The sequence below is a fragment of the Paraburkholderia sp. UCT31 genome (assembly GCF_014397655.1).
GTDB lineage: Bacteria > Pseudomonadota > Gammaproteobacteria > Burkholderiales > Burkholderiaceae > Paraburkholderia > Paraburkholderia tuberum.
The window spans coordinates 37,243-56,662 of the sequence record NZ_VZQP01000010.1 but is presented as its reverse complement, the minus strand read 5'-3'; the positions used below and the strand labels follow the sequence as shown (position 1 = coordinate 56,662).

The 19,420-nt window shown below is 59.2% G+C and carries 19 protein-coding genes; 10 read left to right on the top strand and 9 right to left on the bottom strand.

Annotation, left to right across the window (positions count from 1 at the left end):
• Positions 1–23 precede the first annotated feature (23 nt).
• Positions 24–548 (top strand): type 4 pilus major pilin, encoded by a 525-nt coding sequence (locus F6X40_RS10595; protein WP_187627929.1) that lies wholly within the window; start codon positions 24–26, stop codon positions 546–548.
• A complete protein-coding gene (locus F6X40_RS10590) occupies positions 548–1,492 on the top strand; it encodes an ATPase, T2SS/T4P/T4SS family (RefSeq protein WP_187627784.1) in 945 nt (314 codons plus the stop codon). Before F6X40_RS10595 ends, F6X40_RS10590 begins: the two co-directional genes overlap by 1 nt.
• 84 nt (positions 1,493–1,576) lie before the next feature.
• Here the strand turns inward: F6X40_RS10590 and F6X40_RS10585 are convergent, their stop codons facing one another.
• On the bottom strand, positions 1,577–2,398 hold the full coding sequence (locus F6X40_RS10585) for a prepilin peptidase (RefSeq protein ID WP_187627783.1): 822 nt from the start codon (positions 2,396–2,398) through the stop codon (positions 1,577–1,579).
• A gap of 174 nt (positions 2,399–2,572) precedes the next feature.
• Here F6X40_RS10585 and F6X40_RS10580 point away from each other — a divergent pair, with 174 nt between their 5' ends.
• The 3 genes from F6X40_RS10580 (at position 2,573) to ligA (ending at position 5,587) form a co-directional block, all read left to right on the top strand.
• Positions 2,573–3,085 (top strand): outer membrane protein, encoded by a 513-nt coding sequence (locus tag F6X40_RS10580; protein WP_187627782.1) that lies wholly within the window; start codon positions 2,573–2,575, stop codon positions 3,083–3,085.
• 139 nt (positions 3,086–3,224) lie between these two features.
• Positions 3,225–3,494: a hypothetical protein gene (locus F6X40_RS10575; protein ID WP_187627781.1), complete on the top strand. Its 270-nt coding sequence runs from the start codon at positions 3,225–3,227 to the stop codon at positions 3,492–3,494.
• Positions 3,495–3,565: 71 nt separating this feature from the next.
• The gene (gene ligA, locus F6X40_RS10570) at positions 3,566–5,587 is read left to right on the top strand and encodes an NAD-dependent DNA ligase LigA (protein WP_187627780.1); all 2,022 of its coding nucleotides are present in this window, start codon (positions 3,566–3,568) and stop codon (positions 5,585–5,587) included.
• Here ligA and F6X40_RS10565 read toward each other — a convergent pair.
• The 6 genes from F6X40_RS10565 to F6X40_RS10540 form a co-directional block, all read right to left on the bottom strand.
• On the bottom strand, positions 5,584–6,540 hold the full coding sequence (locus F6X40_RS10565; RefSeq protein ID WP_187627779.1) for a hypothetical protein: 957 nt from the start codon (positions 6,538–6,540) through the stop codon (positions 5,584–5,586). The two genes, ligA and F6X40_RS10565, sit on opposite strands and share 4 nt — an antisense overlap.
• A gap of 115 nt (positions 6,541–6,655) precedes the next feature.
• On the bottom strand, positions 6,656–7,024 hold the full coding sequence (locus tag F6X40_RS10560; RefSeq protein WP_187627778.1) for a nicotinamide mononucleotide transporter: 369 nt from the start codon (positions 7,022–7,024) through the stop codon (positions 6,656–6,658).
• A 9-nt stretch (positions 7,025–7,033) separates the two neighbouring features.
• The gene (locus F6X40_RS10555; protein WP_187627777.1) at positions 7,034–7,639 is read right to left on the bottom strand and encodes an AAA family ATPase; all 606 of its coding nucleotides are present in this window, start codon (positions 7,637–7,639) and stop codon (positions 7,034–7,036) included.
• A complete protein-coding gene (locus F6X40_RS10550) occupies positions 7,636–9,840 on the bottom strand; it encodes an ATP-dependent RecD-like DNA helicase (RefSeq protein ID WP_187627776.1) in 2,205 nt (734 codons plus the stop codon). Before F6X40_RS10550 ends, F6X40_RS10555 begins: the two co-directional genes overlap by 4 nt.
• Positions 9,841–9,942: 102 nt before the next feature.
• Positions 9,943–10,266 carry a YbaB/EbfC family nucleoid-associated protein gene (locus tag F6X40_RS10545; protein WP_187627775.1) on the bottom strand — a complete coding sequence of 108 codons (324 nt, stop codon included), beginning with the start codon at positions 10,264–10,266 and terminating at the stop codon, positions 9,943–9,945.
• Between the two features lie 107 nt (positions 10,267–10,373).
• Positions 10,374–11,453, bottom strand: coding sequence for a toprim domain-containing protein (locus F6X40_RS10540; RefSeq protein ID WP_187627774.1), 1,080 nt, complete (start codon positions 11,451–11,453; stop codon positions 10,374–10,376).
• A 121-nt stretch (positions 11,454–11,574) separates the two neighbouring features.
• On the opposite strand from F6X40_RS10540, the gene F6X40_RS10535 reads away from it, so the two are divergent.
• The 5 genes from F6X40_RS10535 to F6X40_RS10515 all read left to right on the top strand — a co-directional run bounded on the left by F6X40_RS10535 (position 11,575) and on the right by F6X40_RS10515 (position 16,341).
• Positions 11,575–13,434: a hypothetical protein gene (locus tag F6X40_RS10535; protein ID WP_187627773.1), complete on the top strand. Its 1,860-nt coding sequence runs from the start codon at positions 11,575–11,577 to the stop codon at positions 13,432–13,434.
• A gap of 527 nt (positions 13,435–13,961) precedes the next feature.
• Positions 13,962–14,585, top strand: a complete 624-nt coding sequence (locus F6X40_RS10530; protein ID WP_187627772.1) for a hypothetical protein — start codon at positions 13,962–13,964, stop codon at positions 14,583–14,585.
• A 7-nt stretch (positions 14,586–14,592) separates the two neighbouring features.
• Positions 14,593–14,889 (top strand): hypothetical protein, encoded by a 297-nt coding sequence (locus F6X40_RS10525; RefSeq protein WP_187627771.1) that lies wholly within the window; start codon positions 14,593–14,595, stop codon positions 14,887–14,889.
• Positions 14,890–14,905: 16 nt separating this feature from the next.
• Positions 14,906–15,802: a helix-turn-helix domain-containing protein gene (locus F6X40_RS10520; RefSeq protein WP_187627770.1), complete on the top strand. Its 897-nt coding sequence runs from the start codon at positions 14,906–14,908 to the stop codon at positions 15,800–15,802.
• Between the two features lie 5 nt (positions 15,803–15,807).
• On the top strand, positions 15,808–16,341 hold the full coding sequence (locus tag F6X40_RS10515; RefSeq protein ID WP_187627769.1) for a nucleoside 2-deoxyribosyltransferase: 534 nt from the start codon (positions 15,808–15,810) through the stop codon (positions 16,339–16,341).
• 148 nt (positions 16,342–16,489) lie between these two features.
• Here F6X40_RS10515 and recA read toward each other — a convergent pair whose 3' ends face one another.
• Together recA and recJ are read right to left on the bottom strand one after the other, a co-directional pair.
• Entirely contained in the window at positions 16,490–17,572 is a 1,083-nt protein-coding gene (gene recA / locus F6X40_RS10510) for a recombinase RecA (RefSeq protein ID WP_187627768.1), read from the bottom strand.
• Between the two features lie 64 nt (positions 17,573–17,636).
• Positions 17,637–19,343 (bottom strand): single-stranded-DNA-specific exonuclease RecJ, encoded by a 1,707-nt coding sequence (recJ, locus tag F6X40_RS10505; RefSeq protein ID WP_187627767.1) that lies wholly within the window; start codon positions 19,341–19,343, stop codon positions 17,637–17,639.
• Positions 19,344–19,420: the final 77 nt, after the last annotated feature.

The window sequence follows — 19,420 nt, the reverse complement described above, 5'->3', positions numbered from 1 at the left end:
TCGCCCATTAAACCGGAGATATCATGAAGCAACGTAAGAAACAGAGCGGCTTTACCCTGATTGAGCTGGCCATCGTCCTCGCTATCGCAGCGGCGGTCATCTATGTCGGCTTCGCAGTGGTGCCAAGCCTGCTCGCAAGCAACAAATCGAACGCCGAAACCAGTGCGCTGCCGGCCATCGTCGCTAAAATCCAGAAGAACTACGCGACGCAGCCGAACTTCGCGGGCGTGACCACAGCGGGCCTCATTGGTCTGGACGTATTCCCGCCCGAGTATGTGAACGGAGCCGCATTGGCCGACCGCTGGGGCGGCACCATCACGCCGGCGGTCGCCACCATCGTGACCGCGAGCGACGGTATCGCCCTGACCTACACGAACATTCCGCAGCAGGAGTGCGTTGACGTCGCGGTCGGCATGGAACGCACGATGCGCATCATCTCCGTTGGCGGCACGGTGGTCAAGGCTGACGGCGGCGTGCTGAACCGCACCACGCTCGGCACGCAATGCAACAACGCGACCAACACCATGGTCTTCACGTTCGGTCGCTAATGAACATGGGCGCTCCTAACGAGGCCCTTTTCGCGAAATACACCGACTGGCGCATCAATCTCATTGATGTTGGCCAGTCGGTGTTGTTTCCGGGGCAGAAAAGACTTCTCGACGTCGAGCCTGAGGCCTTAGAGCTGGCGCGGCTGATGCAGATGGCCGCGAACAGCGCCTTATCGGCCGGCGTTCCCGACCCGCACAACTTTGTTATCGCCGTCGGCGCTTACCGGTTCCGCTTGCAACTGGTTCGCCCCGGTCTGTACGCGGCACGACGCTTTCAGCCCGCCCTTCCCGAACTGGATAAGCTTGGTTTGTCGGCTGCGCAACATGCGATGTTGACCAACGAGGAGCTGCAGCGCACGGGCGGCCTTATCATCATCGGGGGGACGGCGGGTAGCGGCAAGACCACGACCGCCACCGGCATTATGGCCTCGCGCCTGAAAAGGTTTGGCGGCTACGGCCTAACGGTTGAAGACCCGCCAGAATACCCCCTTGAAGGTTTCTACGGCGAGCGCGGCTACTGTGAGCAAATCGATGCATCGAAAACTGGTTTCACGCAGGCCATCATGGATGCGTTGCGCTGCTTCCCAGCAGGCCAGCATTCCATGCTCATGTTTGGCGAGGTCCGCTCCCGCGAGGCTGCGTACGAGCTAATTCAGGTTGCACTCGACGGGCACCTTGTAATTACCACGCTGCATGCCAAAGACATTGTCTCGGGAATTTCGCGGCTTATTTCGCTCGCCGCGCATGCGAACGGGGAGAAGGAGGTCCGAACCATGCTCGCGGCCAGTCTCCAGATGTTTGTGCACCAGCGGCTCGAGAATGGTCGCCTGCACATCCAAACGTTAAAGATGGACCCTGTCAGCAGCGCTATCATTCAGAACGGCGCCATTCACAGTCTGCAAGACATCATCATCCGGCAGAACAAGACGCCTGGCACGCGGTAGGCATGCACCGGCCGTAACGCAAAAGCCCAACGACTAGTCGTTGGGCTTTTGCGTTGAGATGCGAGCAGGTGGAACGATTGCGTCTTAGAACGCGGGCAAACGAAGCCAATCAAAATGAATAGTCACAAAACTCACCACCCCCCCGGCGACCAGGAAAGGGCCGAAAGGCGTCCGGCTTTGCCAATGTGCCTTTTTTGCTGCGATGAGCCCCAGGTGGATGACAACGGCCGCCACACTCGCCACCAGGAGCGTGCCCACCACGCCGGCTATCCCGAGGAAAGCGCCGAGCGCCATCAGGAGCTTCAAGTCGCCACCCCCCATTCCCTCTTTATGCCGAATCAGCTTGAATATCCACGCCGGGGTCGCCAACAGCAGATAGCCAAACAACGCGCCTTCAATGCTTTCTGCAGGACGCACAGTCCATCCCTGAGTTGCGGCGAAAAGACCTACCCACAATAGCGGAAACACCAGCACGTCCGGGAGCAACTGATGCTCGATATCAATGGCCGACAGGTACAGCAGCATCAATCCGGCCGTCCCTAGCGCCAGTGCCGCGACAGTAAAACCGTAGAGGTCGTACGCACCTAGCCCAATCAGGCCGCCAGCGAGTTCGAGGACGAAATACCGGGCGGAAATCGGCGCTGAGCACATGCGGCATTTCGCCCTTAAGACGAGCCAGCTGAGCAGCGGCAGATTGTCGTACCAGGCTATCGTCGCCTTGCAATGCGGGCAGTGTGAGCGCTTGGATACTAACGTCGTGTCGGCATCCGTTCTTGCCGGTTGTCCCAAAACGTCTCGAGCCTCGGCCTCCCAATCCGCGTGCATGCGTCGAGGCAGTCGATGCACGACGCTATTGCCGTAACTTCCGAACAGCAGCCCAAACACAAAAGATATCAACGCGTACACGGCATCCCTTTTAGCGAGAAAACTCTTTTAGACATTGCGTTTATCCGATGCGGTCGCAACGACGCGTTCGACCGACCCCCTCGGTACGTGTTGCATATAAACAACGGTAATTTTCTCTCTACACAACGCACGGCACCGACGAGTGCTCCCTTAACCAACGTGGAGAATCACCTCATGCGTAAAGCTCTTCTGGCAGCAGCAGCCCTCAGCCTCATCGCTTCCGCTGGCGCACACGCTCAGTCCAGCGACAAGTACTTCGGTGTCTCCGTCACCGAAAGCCACCTGACGAAGGGTGCTGACGAGAAGAACAGCGTCGGCGAAAAGCTGACGGCTGGCGTCAAGCTCAATCCGATTGTCAACGTCGAAGCATCGGTATCGAACAGCGAAGGCTTCAAGGCCGGCGACGGTTCGAAGTACAACCTGACGGAAATCGAAACCGACGTGCTCGCCGGCACGGACGTGGGCTACGGCCTGCACCCGTTCGCGAAGACCGGCCTGGCCTTCCAGCACGTGTCCAACTCGGGCATGAGCGCTGACGGCGTGACGCCGGTCCTGGGTGTCGGCGTCGACTATGCGGTCACGAAGAACTGGACGGCTCGCGCTGGCGTGGACTACAAGTTCCGCACGGCCGGCGAAGGCCAGGTGCACATGGTGCAAGGCCAAATCGGCGCCCTGTACAACTTCTGATGTAAGCGCTCAGTCGCTCAAAAGCCCGCCTTCTACGGCGGGCTTTTCTTTGTCTGCGTCGTCAGCTTTACAAACATCCGGCACCGCGCAACCTTAACAATTCAGCTCTGAAGGTGTGGCAGCGTGGTAAAATTGACAAATGAACCTGACCAACGACATCCCCACCCTTGTCAGCGAGGAACTCGCCGTCTCTTTTCTATGGGAGGCCGCTTCCTACATGGACACAGTGGATGCCGGCCGCATGGCTGAGCCGGACGCGCGGATGTATCAAGCGTATGCGCATCACACCGCAGTGCTGTTTCGAGAACATTGGGCAAATGAACGCATCGTGCGCGCATGCAACAAAAGCCCTTCGTTGCGGGAAATTCGCTTTAACGTCGCTTTCGAGTTAGGTAGTACACCTCTTTGAAGTTGAGCGTGGCCGCCAGTCGCTCAGCCGATGTGTTTTTTCTTATTCGCCGCCACACCTAGGACATCCCAATGAACGTCGCCGTCAGTATCAGTGAACGCGCCGCCGCGCTGCGCAAGGACATCGAGCACCACAGCCACCAGTATCACGTGTTGGACAATCCCAGCATCCCCGACGCTGACTATGACCAGATGTTCCGGGAACTCCAGGCACTCGAGGCGGCGCATCCGGAACTCGTCACGCCGGACTCTCCCTCGCATCGCGTGGGTGGCGCCCCGCTCGCCGAGTTCGAGCAAGTACGGCATTTGATTGCCATGCTGTCGCTGCGCGATGCGTTGAACCGCGACGAAGCATTGGCATTCTTTTCGAGCCTCCAGCAGCAGCTCGGCCGAAGCACGGTAGAACTGTGTGGCGAACTGAAGTTCGACGGCTTGAGCGACTCGCTCGTGTATCTCGACGGCCTCCTGGTTCAGGCGGGCACGCGCGGTGACGGAGTAGTTGGCGAAAATGTCACGGCGCAAGTTCGCACCATTCGTAACGTGCCCCTCAATCTCCGTGACAAGTTTCCTGCGGGCGGAGTCCCCGCCCGGTTCGAAGTACGCGGCGAGATTGTGATGCCGAAGGCTGAGCTTGCGAGGCTCAACGAACTGCGGCGCGCCGCCGGCGAGAAGGAATTCCAAAACTGCCGCAATGCCGCCGCCGGCAGCGTCCGGCAACTGGACCCAGCGGTGACGGCCAGCCGTCGACTGACGTTCTACGCTTATGGCATTGGCGAGTGTGGAGACCTTGAATTGCCGGACACGCATACGGGCCAACTGGCGCTGCTCAAGAGTCTCGGCTTTGCCGTGTCGGAGGAGACTACCGTTGTTCACGATTTCGACGGGCTTGACGCTTTCTTCCAGAGCGTCGGCGAGAAACGGGACGCGCTTCCCTTTGACATTGACGGCATCGTCTTCAAGCTCAATAACGTCGAGGACCAGAAACGCCTGGGGTGGGTCTCACGCACGCCGCGCTGGGCCATCGCCTATAAGTTTCCCGCGCAGGAAGCCAGCACGAGACTGCTCGCTATCGACATCCAGATTGGCCGCACCGGTGCCGCGACGCCAGTCGCGCGCCTTGAACCGGTATTTGTTGGCGGCGCCACTGTGTCGAATGCGACGCTGCACAACCTCGATGAAATTCGTCGCAAGGACTTGCGCATCGGTGACCATGTCGTAATCCGCCGCGCGGGAGACGTCATTCCTGAAATCGTCAAGTCCATTGAAGAGCGCCGCGACGGGACAGAACAGGTCTTCGAGATGCCGGACGCGTGCCCTGTTTGCACCTCGCCGTTGCACCGCGAAGAGGACAAGGCCGCGTATCACTGCACAGGGGGGATGTCTTGCCGCGCGCAACGCGCGAATGGCCTCGCTCACTACGCCAGTCGCCTGGCGATGGATATCGATGGCTTGGGAGACGCGACCGTGGAACTGCTGCTCGAGCATGACCTCATTGCATCGGGCGCTTCGGACCTTTACCACCTGAGCGTTGACCGCCTGATGCAGCTGCCGCGCTACGCCAAAAAGTCCGCGCAGAATCTCGCCGATGCAATTGCCGCGACCCGCACGCCGGAGCTCCATCGCTTCATTTACGCTCTCGGTATCCCGACCGTGGGCGAGAACACCGCGAAATCGCTTGCGCGCGTATTCAAGACCTGGGCAGCGTTCAAACTCGCGACCCAAGAGCAGTTGATGGACATTGACGACATCGGCGAAGTCACCACGTCGAACATCCTCGGTTTCCTCCACGCACCGGTCAACGTAGAAGAACTCGCGCGTCTTGAGGCTGTCGTTGCACCGCAAGACGCGGAACTCGCAGCCGCCGCAGAGGGCGTCGACTGGACGGGCAAGCGTTTCGTGGTAACGGGGACGCTGTCGGTGCCGCGAGAGGAAATCAAGGCTGAAATCGAACGGCACGGCGGCAAGGTTTCGGACTCAGTGTCGAAACAAACGTACGCCGTTATCGCCGGCGACGCTGCCGGCACGAAACTCGACAAGGCGCGCGCCCTCAACATTCCCGTCTGGGACGAAGCCCGCTTCCGTGCGGAACTTTAAGGCTTAAGCGCTTCCAGCCGAACGTTTCTCAACCGGCAAACCCGCTGGAGGAGTTTCTGGATTTCTACTTCCGACTCCTCCGGCAACCACGCGTCCCCACGGTCTCCTTGTCCGACGACGCCCTTGCGCGCCTCCCAAATCAATCGCCCGCTCGAGTGGCGAACGGCTATCCGGTCAGCGTCAACCTTTTCGACCGATAGCATCATGTCCGTGTAAGCCTGTCGCAGGCGCGTTGCGCGCATTGCATCAGGCAGGCGCAGGGGAGGGGCCAGATTGACGAGTCCGGGCGTCTCGCCCCGAAACAGTTCCGCGCACAGCACCGCAGCGGCCGTCCTTCGCCACTCTGATAGCCGCGCCGGCGCCTCTGCGGGGAACATCGCATCAGCGCTGTCGTCAACCACTTTATAAACTCCCAGCCATAACAGTTGGTCCTCGCCGGCGACAATACACGAAGGAGCGATTTTCCGGCTGTCGCCATAGTCAACCAGCTCGGCCCCGAAGCCCGCCAGCTCGAGAGGGCCGAGCTGTTCTATCGCGGAGAGTCTGCACGGATAGGCGCTCAGCCGGACCGTAAGGTAGGGCAACCCGAGTGCAGATTGAAGCGAGTCTTCGATTTCCCGCCGACACTCGATATAAGGGAAGGCAAGCTCGCGAGGTGAACTGAACCCGGTCGGGATGGCGAACAACACTCGCGTAAAATGCTTGTGAAAAAAGACGGAACAAATCATCCGCAACTGGCGCCATGCAAACGCATATGCAGGCGTGCCCGGGCCGCCAAGCGTCGCCGTAAATGCGGAGAGTGCGTTACCATCGCGGGCGCGGACGATATCCTCCAGCCATGCCGCGAGTTCCGCCGCTGGCTCCGAATAATCGCCTCCGATTGCCAAGGACTCTGCAGCCTGCTGCGCAAGGCCGGAAGCGTAAAGCACCTCTGCTTTCGAAAACTTCGCCATATGCCAACCGTCTCTCCCAGGGAGGAACTCCCGATAGACGGTATGTTACACGCAGCAACAGGCGCCACGGCCTCCTTCAGCCCGAGCGGATTCCCAAGCTGACCCGCCCGTTAATTCAGATGGCGGTCCGGCTCCCGCAAAACCGGGCGACGGTCTTTTGCCGCAAAACAGCCCAGACCCGGCCTGGTGTTATCTGAAGGCGCGCGGCAACCGGCGGCGGCGCGTGGCCGGCGGCGGTTGAAGCGTTAGGGCCGGGCTTGCTCCACTCGCGGATGCCATCGATTGAAAAGTAGAGGTAGACCAGATAGAGGCCGGTCATCAACCACAGCCCGGTCATGTAAGCGAGCACCGCCGACACGGCACTTGAGATTATCCATCCGTAGAACCCGAGGATGTTCTTCTTGTTGACCAGCTTGTTGCCGCCCAGCCCGAATACTACGGCTGCGCACTGTAAAGCCATTGAAAGTGTATGGTGTTCTGTCATGAAATCGAGTCAGATGTCCTGAAATGCTGGCATACGGGCGAGTCCTGGATACAGCCGGTCCAGGATTAGCCAGGGTGTTTCCTGCGTGATTGCCAGCTCCGTGTAGGGAATGTCCTTCTTCTTCAAAAACTCTTTCAGCTCGGCCTCCATTGCGAGCGCCTCGGACTGTGTGTGGCGACGGCCCGAGTTTTCGTACTGCTCGTTCGCGGCCGGCTCGCGCGTGAGGAAGAAATTGACGTTTTCGAACGCGCTGTCATACGCCTCGACCGCTTCATAGAAAGCTGCCGGATGCGTGTCGCGCGGCGCGTAGAAGGCGCAAAGTAACAACGGCGAGTCGGAAATGACGTACTCGTACGCGCCGCGACGCACGAGCAAATACTGGTGCTGCTGCGCGCAGACTGAGAACTGGTCTTCGGCCAGCTGCCACTTGGTGCCCACGAGGCAAAGATGCTGTGCGTATTCGGCCGTCCGGTCCGCGCTCAGACCGTGCGTGCGCATAAGCCAGTGCAGTCCGGACGCGACGGCTGTCTTGCCGACTTGCGGCCGGCCGTAGAGGTTGATGACCTTCAGCGGCCGCGAACTACGCGGCGCGCCGTCTATGCCACGTTTCATCATGCCGGGACCTCTTCCCGCACCTCGAATTGCTGCGAGCGCTTGCTCTCGAAAATCAACCAGTCCTTCAGCTTGGAATAGCGCTCATCGATTTGGCTATTTTCGACGGCCTTCTCGGCAGCCCATTTTGTTCCCATGACAACCATGTACTTCTTCGCGCGGGTCATTGCCGTGTACAGCAGGTTCCGCTTAAGCATCACGTAGTGGCTCGAGTCCAGCGGCATCACGACCACCGGAAACTCCGAACCCTGGCTTTTGTGAACCGTAATCGCGAAGGCAAGGTCAAGCTCTTCGAGCTCGTTCGCGGCGTACACCACGATATTTCCATCGAAGTCGACAGTGACCGTTTTTTCCTCGAGGTCTACTTCCGCTACGTACCCGATGTCTCCATTGAAGACCATCTTCTCGTACGAGTTCTTCTTCTGGATAACCTTATCGCCCGGCGAGAACACCTGCCCGAATCGCTCGAGCGTCGGCTGCGCGTCGCCATTGAGCATCTTTTTGAGCGCCAGGTTCAATGCGATGGTCCCGAGGTCACCCTTTTTCAGCGGAGCCAGCACCTGGACATCGCGGATTGGGTCATAGCCCTTTTTCCAAAGGTCGCGGATAAACTCGAGCATCTTCGCGATGCCGGCGGCCTTGTCTTCCTTGAAGCCGGGGTCAACAAAGGCAAAATCCGACGACTCGTCCATGCCGACGTCGGGTATTTCGCCGTTGTTGACCTTATGCGCGTTCGAGATGATTTTGCTCTTGGCAGCCTGACGGAAAGGCTTCAGAAGCCGAACGGTCGGGATAACGCCGGAGTCGATGATGTCCTTCAGGACCTTGCCCGGGCCAACCGAGGGGAGCTGGTCAACGTCCCCGAGAATGACGAGGCGCGTGTAGAACGGCAGTGCGACCAGGACGGACTGGAAGAGGGCAACGTCAACCATCGACCATTCATCACCAAGAAACAGGTCGGTCGTGAGCTGGTTGTGCTCGTTGAAGTTGAACTGCCCTTTACCGCCCACGCCCAACGTCTTGTGAACGGTCTGCGCGCCCATCTGCGAAGCTTCAGAAAGGCGCCGTGAAGCTTTTCCGGTCGGCGCGACGAGTTGCATCGTCACGCCTGCCTCGCGGAAAATGGTCGTGATGACCTTTGTGATGGTCGATTTACCGGTGCCGGGGCCGCCGGTAATAACAGTCACCTGATTTTCCAGTGCGACGCGCACGGCTTCCTTCTGAGCCTCCTCGAGGTCAATACCGAGCTCCAGCTCGGCGTGAAGGATTTTGTCTTCGATATCGGTGATGACAGTGCGCGGACGCAGCTGGGACATCCGGAAGAGCTTGCTGGCGATTTGCCGCTCGGCGTTATACACCTTTGGCAGGAAAAGGCACTTCTCACCTTCGGTTGAGTCGAGGATGAGGCCCTTCGCATCGAGTTCGGCCTTAAGCGCCTTGTCGAGGCCGGCCTCTGGAAGGCTCAGCTTATCGGCAGCGCGCGCCATGACCATGCTCAAGGGAAGGCCGCAGCTACCCTGCGCCGTGGCTTCCATCACCGCGAAGCGGATGCCCGCGCGCAACCTGAACTCGGACTCCATCGCGTAGCCCATTGACCGAGCGACCTTGTCTGCAAGGTCAAAGCCAATGCCCCAGATATCCTGGCAGAGAACGTACGGGTTCTCCTGAATTTTTTCGACGGCTTTTTCGCCATACATCTTGAAGATGCGATTGGCGCGCGCGGTCGAAATTCCGTTGCTATGCAGGAACACCATGATGCTGCGGGTAGCTTTCGCCTCCGTGATGACCTCAACGATGGACTGGGCCTTCACCTTCCCAATCCCTTTCACCGCCGCAAGCTGCTCGGGTGACTCGTCGATAACCTTAAAAACATCCTTTCCGAACGCGCCAACCAGTCGCTTCGCAAAAGCCTTCCCAATTCCCTTGATGCCCGACGCCAGGTATTTCTCAATACCTTCGAGCGACGTCGGTGGAACAACCCGGACGGAAGCTGCTTTAAACTGTGTTCCCCACTTGCTGCGCTCGAAGGTTCCGGTCGCCTCCAGGTGTTCGCCTTCCACAATGACCGGGGTGTAGCCCAGTACCGCCGTTGGCTCCTTTCCGTCGCCAGTGTCAAGCTTGGCGATGAAATACCCGTTTTCCTCGTTCCGAAAGGTGAGGTTTTTTACGGTACCGGAAATAACGTCTCTACCTTGAGCGGCCATTGTGAGCACTTTCGAGATAAGCGCGGAAGCCCCAGATGCCGCCGTGCATTGTAAAGTAAAACGGCCACTCCTGAGTGGCCGGTTCGAGCGATTTTGTGGGCTTTACGCGCCCATGCCCGGGAGTCGCAGGCCGAGCGGCAAGATACTGCCCTGGGCGACGTCGAGCTTCTTCTTCGTGAACGCCTCCTTCTTTCCCTGCGCGGACCCGTACGCGGTCTTGACAAGCGCAGCAACCGTCTCGCCGTCTTCGCTCATGACCGACGGGTCGATTGTCAGTCCAAGCAGGTCGCCTTTGCCGTTGAGTTGCAGCTTCACGAGGCCGCCTTGTGCTACGCCCTCGAACACTTCCTTCGCGATTTCCTTCTGCGCATTGGTAAGGGACGCCTGCGCCGCCATCAGCTTTTTCACCATGTTGCCGTTTTGCATGTTTCTCCTGAGGTCCACGGACTGTAAAAACGTTCGCAGGTATAGGTCTCAGCTTTAAACGGCCGTAAAAAAAGCCTCTCGAACGTGTCGAGAGGCTTGAATGAGTTTCATGCTGCTACGGGTTCTCTCCAGTTTCGCCATTCGTGCGGAAAGCCCTCAAGGCCGTCGTCCACCAGAACGTCGAGCCAATCGACTCCCTTCTTTCCATCGGGAATCTGCCGGTGCGGGTACAGAATTTCGTACGTCTTGCCGGCCGTCTCAAGTCGCTTGGCCAACTTGTTAGCCGCTTGTTCACCACCCCGAATTCCTGTTTTAGCCGCCGGACGGTCCAGGTCGGCCCAGATGACCACGTGTCGAACTGAATCAGGGATGTCGACGGCTGCGAGAAGCGTCGTGTTGTAGCACGACCAGACTGGAATGCGCGCGATGGCGTGCGCCGCCAGCGCCGTCTCAATCCCTTCTGCAACTCCGAGCACTTCGCCGGCGGGAAAGAGCTTGATAGCACAACCGGGCATATCCCCCGCAGGACTCATCACCTTCTTGACTTCATCGAACGGTGCCTTGTTTCCTTCCGGCGTAAGGTAGGTTCGATGGATGGCAATCAGGGTGCCGTCTTTGTTCATCATCGGGGCGACCAGACACGGAAAAGTACCCATGTCCTCCTTCTTCTCGTTGTCCCAGTATGACAAACCCCGATGAAACCGCAGGCTCTTCGGGATGTTCTGCTTCCAGATTCCGCGCTTTTCAAGATACAGCTCCGCCGCAGTTCCCTGCAGAGGGCGCGTATCCTTCCAGACACGATATAGGTCAGCACGCGCCTTTGCCGGGTCCTTCTTCTTGGCTGGAGGGGGCGGCGGGCGGTACGTTACAGCTGGCGCACTGCTATCGCCGCGATACCACTGCGCAACCTCACGCACGGCGTCGGCACCGCTGTAGTTATTCACCCATGCAAGCATCGCGAAGCCGGAACCCTTGCCAAGGCAGCTATTGCAATATCCGCCTCCGGTTTCCTGCCAGTCCTTGAAAAAACGGAACCCATCCTTGCCCCCATGAACGGGACAAGCCACGTGCGTCCCGTTCGCTTCCATCGCTTCCTTCAACTGCGGTGCGAGGGCCTGAAAGATGAAGGGCCATTGACCGGCGACCTTCCCCTTAAGCTCCTCAAACGTCATGAGCGGTTGATTCATACCACACCTTTACAATTGTTGACCTCTTTCGTGTAGCGAAAATCCGTGGCTGCTCGCCAACGCTGTCGGCGCGCTGCGCGCGTTCGCTATACAGAGCACAGCCATTCTACAGCGAGACCCAATGAAAAGTCTTTTCAAAACAGCGATTGTTCTTGCTTCTCTAACGCCTGCGCTGGCTTTTTCGGAGAGCCGGCTCAGTACTGATAACCGTAGCGTTCTCATGTTTGTCCACCAGACCGTGGACAACACCGGGACCTCGAATACGGTGACGAAAGTAGGGGGGTTGAACTACTCAAAGAACGGCAATTACAACATTTCCTCCTCCGGTGCGACCGACACGGGGGCGGCGCGCTTCGTTGGCGCGCTGCCGAAATTCTCGCCGCCACAGGCCGTTTTCGGAAGCACCGTGTCTTGCACGACGGGAGATAACGCTTCGTGCTCGCTTAACCCGCCTGCCATCAACTACGGTGCGAATCCGGGCGATGTTGCCGTTGTTTGCGCCGGTCAACTAATGCCACCTACGGCCGACCAGATACAGGGAGACGCGGTCAACTTTTTCGTCGCGAACAAGGCCGCGCTTGGCGCTCAAATGTCCAGCCACATGAAGAAGTACGGAATTCCTGCGGCCTTTTTCCGCTACGAGCAGTCAGTCCAGGTTCCGACCGACCTCAACGCGGCTGTGGTAGCCACCACGACCACCGATACAAGCCCCGCCGCCGCCCCTGACCCCTGTGCAGGTCAGACGGACTGCGTGCTTACATACGGATGCGACTCTCAAGGCTACTGTTCCATCTGGTATCCGTCTGACCACCCCGGCGAGGCCTATCCAGGGCCGACCGGCATGCCGGGTAACCCTGAAGCGGGATACGGCGGCACATCCGATGGCTCTGGAACGACCACGACCACGACCACTTACACCTGCGACCCCTCGCGAATTCCGTTTGAGCAGGACCGTGTGGTCATGAGCGCGTATGTCGACCAGAATGGCAAGATGATTTGGGGCATGCCAACGGTCACCCGGTCGTCCGCGCGCATTCTGGCGGCCACTTACACCACACTGGCACTTGACGATAATTTGCCGGCCTCGCTCGCACATACGAACGGTGGAAAGCTGACGTATCACGTCGACGACCAGAACTTCAACACGCTCACGCCTGAGACGACTATTGATACTGGCGGCGCGTATGACCCGAATCCGAACGATACGTCCGCTGACCCGGGTGTCACATGCCTGGTGAACAATTCCAACCCGGGATGCAGTCCGCAGAACTTCGACCTGCGTTCGCTCATGGGTAGCACCGGCGCGACCGTCGCCATTCTGCAATACGTTACTCCCTGGACTGTATCGTCCCAGTCGGTCGACGGGGTTGCGGCAGACGGCAGCCCTGCGGCGGTCGTTACCCCGCAGTTCACGCTCAACGTGCTCCAGAATCAGCTGGCGTACGAAACCTGCGGGCCGGCGTCGTACGTGAATAGCGGCAACTATCAGTTCACGCTGCAGTCGGAGGTCGACCAGTATCTGGTGAACTCGGACGGCACATTTAGCCGTGTCAACCAGATGCCCCTGACGAACCAGGCTCCGCCCCAGTCGTACACGTTGACACAAACACCGCTAACTTCAATGTTGTCGAGTCTGCCGTCCTACGTCATCGACCCGCTCGACGGGAACCAGCTCCTTCCCGTCAGCTCGCTGCCGGGCCAGAACATCGCACCGCTCACCACGACAGGACCAATACCGCCCGCAGCCATCCGCTATCCAATCAGCTATCAGGGAACGACAGCCCTTTGCCTCACAGACACACAGCAAATCGCGGTTCCGCAGTGCGAAAGTGGTTACACCCCATACACGGACGGGACCACCCTTGGATGCGAGATGCCCATCACCGGCCCGTTCTGCCCGCAGGGCGACACGGAGGACACAGCTCAAGGCAAGTGCCTGCACAGCGCACCGGTGTCGCTCGTGCCGTGGGGCCTTCCCTGAAATAGCAACGGCCCCAATGTAGCAGCAGCGCAACGCGGTTGATTTGTAAAGGCCACGCTGCGCTGTTACAATGTAAAGTCAAGCAAAAGATAAAGGCCGGCATGGCATCGATACTTAATCATCCTAAGGCACCTCTTGTTGCGGGAGGCCTCGCGGCCGTCGTACTCGCTGCTGTCGCGGCTTCGTCGATGAATCGAGGGCAGCCAGAGACTTCGCCGACTTCTGGGCCAAGCCTCCAGAGCGCGGTCAGCGCCGTTGGCAGCCCGGCCGTCGCCGTTGGCAGCGCGTCGGCGCTTAAGGCCGCACCGCAGTCAGCCACCCCCTCCGTCGTCAACGATACGAGCGCAGAGCCCGCTGCATCACGCCATGAACCGCCTGCGGCCGCCGAACCGAACAGAGAGATGCCTTCTCCGGCGGCGCATCTTGTACAGGCGCCTGTTCCAGCTCCGGCCCCGCCCAGCCTACCGCCTCCACCCAGCTTGCCCAATCTGGCTCCCGCCCCGGAAGTCGTGCGAGTGCATTCGAGCGTGAGCGTAGCCAAGGCTGCCCAGCCGGTGACAGCGGCGGTGACACCTGTCGTCGTGAAGCCGGCTCCGAAGGAAGTTCAACCGCAGCCGGTGGTAGCAAAGGCGGCGGCACAGCCTGCGCAACCCCGCGTCCAGGACCCGCCCTTAACGCACGAAGTCCTCAAGCCCTATCCGGTCAAGCACGTAAGCGCCTGGGATTCAATGGCGCCGCATCGAGCAGTCACGGCTCCCGCCGTCGCCCCCCCTTCGGACGCTGCAGCTTCGAACGTCGATACGCGCGTACAGCCCGCTCAAACAAAGCGCACGGTCAGCGCGAGCAAGGCCACCGCGACTGCAACGCCCGATGAAGGCGAGTACACCGAGATTAAGGCACCTGCGTCGAATCAATACCTTTCCTATTCGCCGCCTCGCAAATCCGCCGCCGAGGAAGCCGTGTCTGGCAGTAGTGGCTTCACGCCGCATGTCCTGAAAGCGGCAAGTAACGCAGCGTGGGTCCAGGTGAGCCCCTCTCAAACGGTAATGGTAAGGCCCGGTGAGGATGTTCCAGGGCTTGGGAAAGTCACCTCCATCAACGCTAAAGAACTCGTAACCGACAAAAGCCGACTGGCTGTCCCACAGGAATAAGGTACCAATGAACCGCTCAGACGTCTCGAAAAGCACGCTTCTTTACTTCATCGGCATCCTCGCGGTCGGCGCGAGCGAGTGGGGCATTCGTCGCTGCCCCGTATCGCTAAACGTCCCGCACGCGAAGGAAGTCACCCTCATTCTGTTCGCAATGGCCGCTGTCTTTGGCGCCACCGCTTTTTATTGGCACGTCCGCCGCACATCCAAGCCCTGGTCGATTTCCAGCGCTTCGGTGAACATCAGCTATGCGCTCTTTTTCATCGCTGCCGTCGCTGGCGTCGCGGTGAGTCACGCTCCGTTTTGAATCAAGGACCCAAAAAATGGATTCCCTCTTCGTAGACACGCGCGTTCTCGACGCGCTTCGGCGCCTGCGCGGCGCGAGCCGCTCCGAACTGGCTAAAGCAGCGGGCGTCGCGGCGCAGAACCTGAACGCGTGGCTCAACGAGAATGAAGAAGGCGACGGCTATGTCGCCCGCAAGAATCAGTACGAGGTCATGCGCGCGCTTGGCATCGAAGGCGACCAGCTTCGTCCCAGTGTGGTTCATCACTGGCGCGTCAATGAGAGCTACTTCGGCGGCGCGCAGGCTTATCGCGACCTTCACATCATGTTGAAGGTGTTTGGTCCGGCCGCGCTCATTTCCTTCCAGCGGCGCACGGAACCCCTGTTCTCCTTATCTGGCACCCAGGTCTTTGGCTTGCGGTTTGCCGATGCGCGCGTTGTACTCACCGTTACGCTTCCTTACCTGAAGCCGGTATCGCTCGACCCCAACCGGTTTGATGCGAATGACCTCGTGTGGGCGTTCGAGGGCGAGGACCCTGTAGCGCTTATTGACGACCACGAGTACAACCAGCTTCTGACCGCCGACATCACCCCAGCAGAGTTTGACGATTACGCGACGGGCAAGGGCGACACGGTGAAATGGGCGAAAATCCATCTTATCGCGCGGGAATATAACGTCGGTCCTGATGAGGTCCATGACTGGATTACCAGCCGCGCACGGCAATCGGAAAATCAGGTGGCGCTGGGCATGAACTCGAACATAGCGACGCAGAAGGTTGCCAATGGCGCAGACGTGCCCGTCGGGGCGACGCCTACGCCTGCGCCGGCAGCCGATAAGTTTGAAAAGAGCAGCAAGTCGCAGAACTCGGGACTCGCACGCAAAGCGAGCGTCAGCAACCTGAACGAATTCCGACTCTTCGTCAATAAAAGCGAATAATCCGCATGAAAATATACCTCGCCGGGCCGGACGTCTTCGCCCCCGAACAAAAAGCGCTTTTTGCCGAATTGAAAAGTGCGTGCGAACAGCGCGGCCTCGTGGGTGTACAACCCGTCGACGGGGGATTGTCCGAGGGGCGCGAACCCGGCCCTGAAACGGCCCACGCCATCTATCACGGCAATATCGAGTGCATCCGGAACTGCGATGCGGTCCTTGCCAATCTTTCGGCGTTTCGCGGCGCCGAGCCGGACTCAGGTACGAGCTTCGAGGTTGGGTTTGCGGTCGCCTTGAGAAAGCCCGTCGCGATATACATCGACGACCAGCTGTCTTACGCGGACCGGGTGGAAGCCCTGGTTGGAATCGCCGGCTCCGAGGCCGACATGCGTTGCAGCAGGCACGGTTGGTTTGTGGAGAACATGGGTCTTCCACTGAACCTGATGCTGGCGTGCCCGGCTGTCGGCGTTTTCCCCACGCCCGAGCAGGCTATCAACGCATTGGCGAACATCCTGAAGGCGCAAACAGCCGAGCACTCACGATAGGCTGAAGCAGAAGTAGAAGTAGAAGACTCAGGCGCCCCGCAATGTCGGGGCTTTTTCTTAAGTGCAAAGAAGACCGTCCAGAAGAAAGGCTCGCCCCGAGTGAACCGGGCGAGCCTTGCAAATCAGCTACTGGAAGGACCTTTCAGTATCAGGCCGCTTCTTCGACTTCCGCATCGGTCTGGCCCGCTTGACGCGCCGCCGGAACCGTTTTTCCAACCTTCGCTGCTACGGCTGCACGAACCTTCGCCTCGAGCTCGTCGCGCAAAGCCACGTTCTCGTTCAAGAAAGCCGCCGTGTTTTCCTTGCCTTGACCCAGACGCTCGCCGCCGTACGAGTACCAGGCACCCGACTTGTCGACAATCTTGTGCTCCACACCGAGCAGCAGGATTTCGCCGGCTTTACTGATACCTTCACCGTAGATGATGTCGAAAATGGCTTCGCGGAACGGCGGCGAAACCTTGTTCTTCACCACCTTGACACGGGTTTCCGACCCGATGACTTCATCGTTCTTCTTCACCTGACCGATGCGACGAATATCGAGACGAACCGACGCATAGAACTTCAGCGCATTGCCACCGGTGGTCGTTTCGGGGTTGCCGAACATCACGCCGATTTTCATGCGGATTTGGTTAATAAAGATTACGAGCACATTACGCGACTTGATGGTGCCCGTCAGCTTGCGCAATGCCTGCGACATCAAACGCGCCTGCAGCCCGGGCAGGGAATCGCCCATTTCACCTTCGATTTCGGCCTTCGGCACCAGCGCCGCAACCGAGTCGATTACGATGAGGTCCACAGCACCCGAGCGCGTAAGCGAATCGGCGATTTCCAGCGCCTGCTCACCCGTGTCCGGTTGCGAAATCAGCAGCTCCTCCGCGTTCACACCCAGCTTCTGTGCGTACTGAACGTCGAGTGCGTGCTCCGCGTCGATGAACGCACACGTACCGCCAATCTTTTGCATTTCCGCGATGACCTGAAGAGTCAGCGTGGTCTTGCCCGACGACTCGGGGCCGTAGATTTCCACCACGCGGCCGCGCGGCAGACCGCCGACGCCCAACGCGATATCGAGGCCGAGCGAGCCGGTCGACACCACCTGGATGTCTTCGACCACTTCGCCAGCGCCGAGCTTCATGATGGCGCCTTTGCCGAACTGCTTTTCGATTGCGGCCAGCGCCGTAGCGAGTGCCTTAGCCTTGTTGTCCTGATTCACGCCTGCTTTGTCCTGACTCATGGGGTTCTCTACTCCGAGGGGTTAAATGGATACTCTCTGTTGCTCTGAGTATATGTATCGACGACTATGCGCTTTCGAAATGGTCGACGAGAAGTTGCAGGTCAGTCTTGCCCTGCCAGGGATTGGCTGACATTTTGTAGACCGCGCGAATATTCGTGGGAACTTCTTCGCCCGCATGTCGGAACTTGACGGCCTTGAATGTCTTCCCGTCCTTGCTCAGCAGCATGCTCAGATGGGAGCGGTCCGCACCAATTTTCTTGTGGGACACCACGAAAAAGACGTCGCAGAAAGACGGTGCCCAGAAATGCTGGCCCCACGGCAGGTCTCGCAGCAGGTCTACCGTTTCCAAGGTCATGTCCGACACCGGCAGCGCACCATCAGTCTCGATAGACTGGTTCAACTGTGCAGGTGTCAGCAGCTCACGGGCCACTTCCTCGAACGCGCTCCGAAATTCCTCGAACATGCCGGGGCGGACCGTCACGCCTGCTGCCATCGCGTGGCCGCCGAACTTTGTCATGATTGACGGATTACGGGAGTCCATCAGTGCGAGCGCGTCGCGCAGGTGAAATCCGGGAATCGAACGACCTGACCCCTTGATTTCCTGATTTTTCTCGCTCGTCGCCATGACCACCGTGGGTTTGTAAAGCTTTTCCTTAAGGCGACCCGCCACGATGCCGATGACTCCATGGTGCCACGCCTCTGCGTGGAGAACGGCCGTATATGACTCCGCAGGTACGCTCGACGTGAGCTGCTCGACCGCCTCGTCGACGGTCTCAGCCTCGATTTCGCGACGACGGACGTTCAGTTCGTGAAGCGCTTTGGCCAGCTCGGTTGCGCGAGCAGCGTCGTCTGTGCTCAGACACTCCACACCTGCGTCCATCGACTCAAGCCGCCCGGCCGCGTTGATTCGCGGTCCAACGTTAAAGGCGATATCCGTAGTGGTTAGCACGCGGGGATTTAACTTGCTGACGTTCGCGAGCGCCTCAATTCCCGGGAAATTCGTCGACTGGTCCCGAATGCGCTTCAGTCCTTCCTGTACAAGGATGCGGTTATTCCGGTCCAACGCCACTACGTCGGCAACGGTTCCAATAGCCACAATTGGCAGAAGGCTCTCGACTGTAAATCCTTCCCGTATCGGCATACCGCGCTGTTTCAACTCATCCTGCAGCGCCCACATCACGTACCACATCACTCCACAGCCAGCCAGACTCTTTGAGCCGAATTGGCAGCCCCGCTGATTCGGGTTGATGATGCACTTTGCAGGTGGCGTTTCGTCGCCGGGAAGGTGGTGGTCGGTCACGATGACGGGAATGCCGCTCAGGTTCGCGTGCATGACGCCGGCGACGCTGGTAATGCCGTTGTCCACCGTCACAATCACATCCGGGCGCGGCTCGAGTGCTGCGGCCATATCCACGATACCGGGCTGCAATCCGTAGCCATCTTCCAGCCGGTTCGGAATCAGATATCCCACGTTTGCGCCGAATGCGCGCAAGGCTCGAAGCCCTACGGTAGTCGCCGTCGCACCGTCTGCGTCGTAATCCCCGACGATAACAAGCCGCTTTTGGTCGCGAATCAGGTCCGCGAGCACAACGGCGGCTTCCTTTGCGCCTTTCATGGACGAATACGGAAGCAGGTCGCTGAGCGTGCCGCCGATTTCCGAGCGGCTTTTGATGCCCCGCGCCGCGAGGATTTGCGCGAGCAGGGGGGGCAGACCCGATTTCAACAGGGCGAGCGCCACAGACGGCGAGTATTTCCGTTGGACGATTTGCATATGCGGTTGTTTTGTAAAGGACCACCAGAATAGCACACGGCAGCGAAACGGGCCAAACTGACGCCTTTACAAATAAA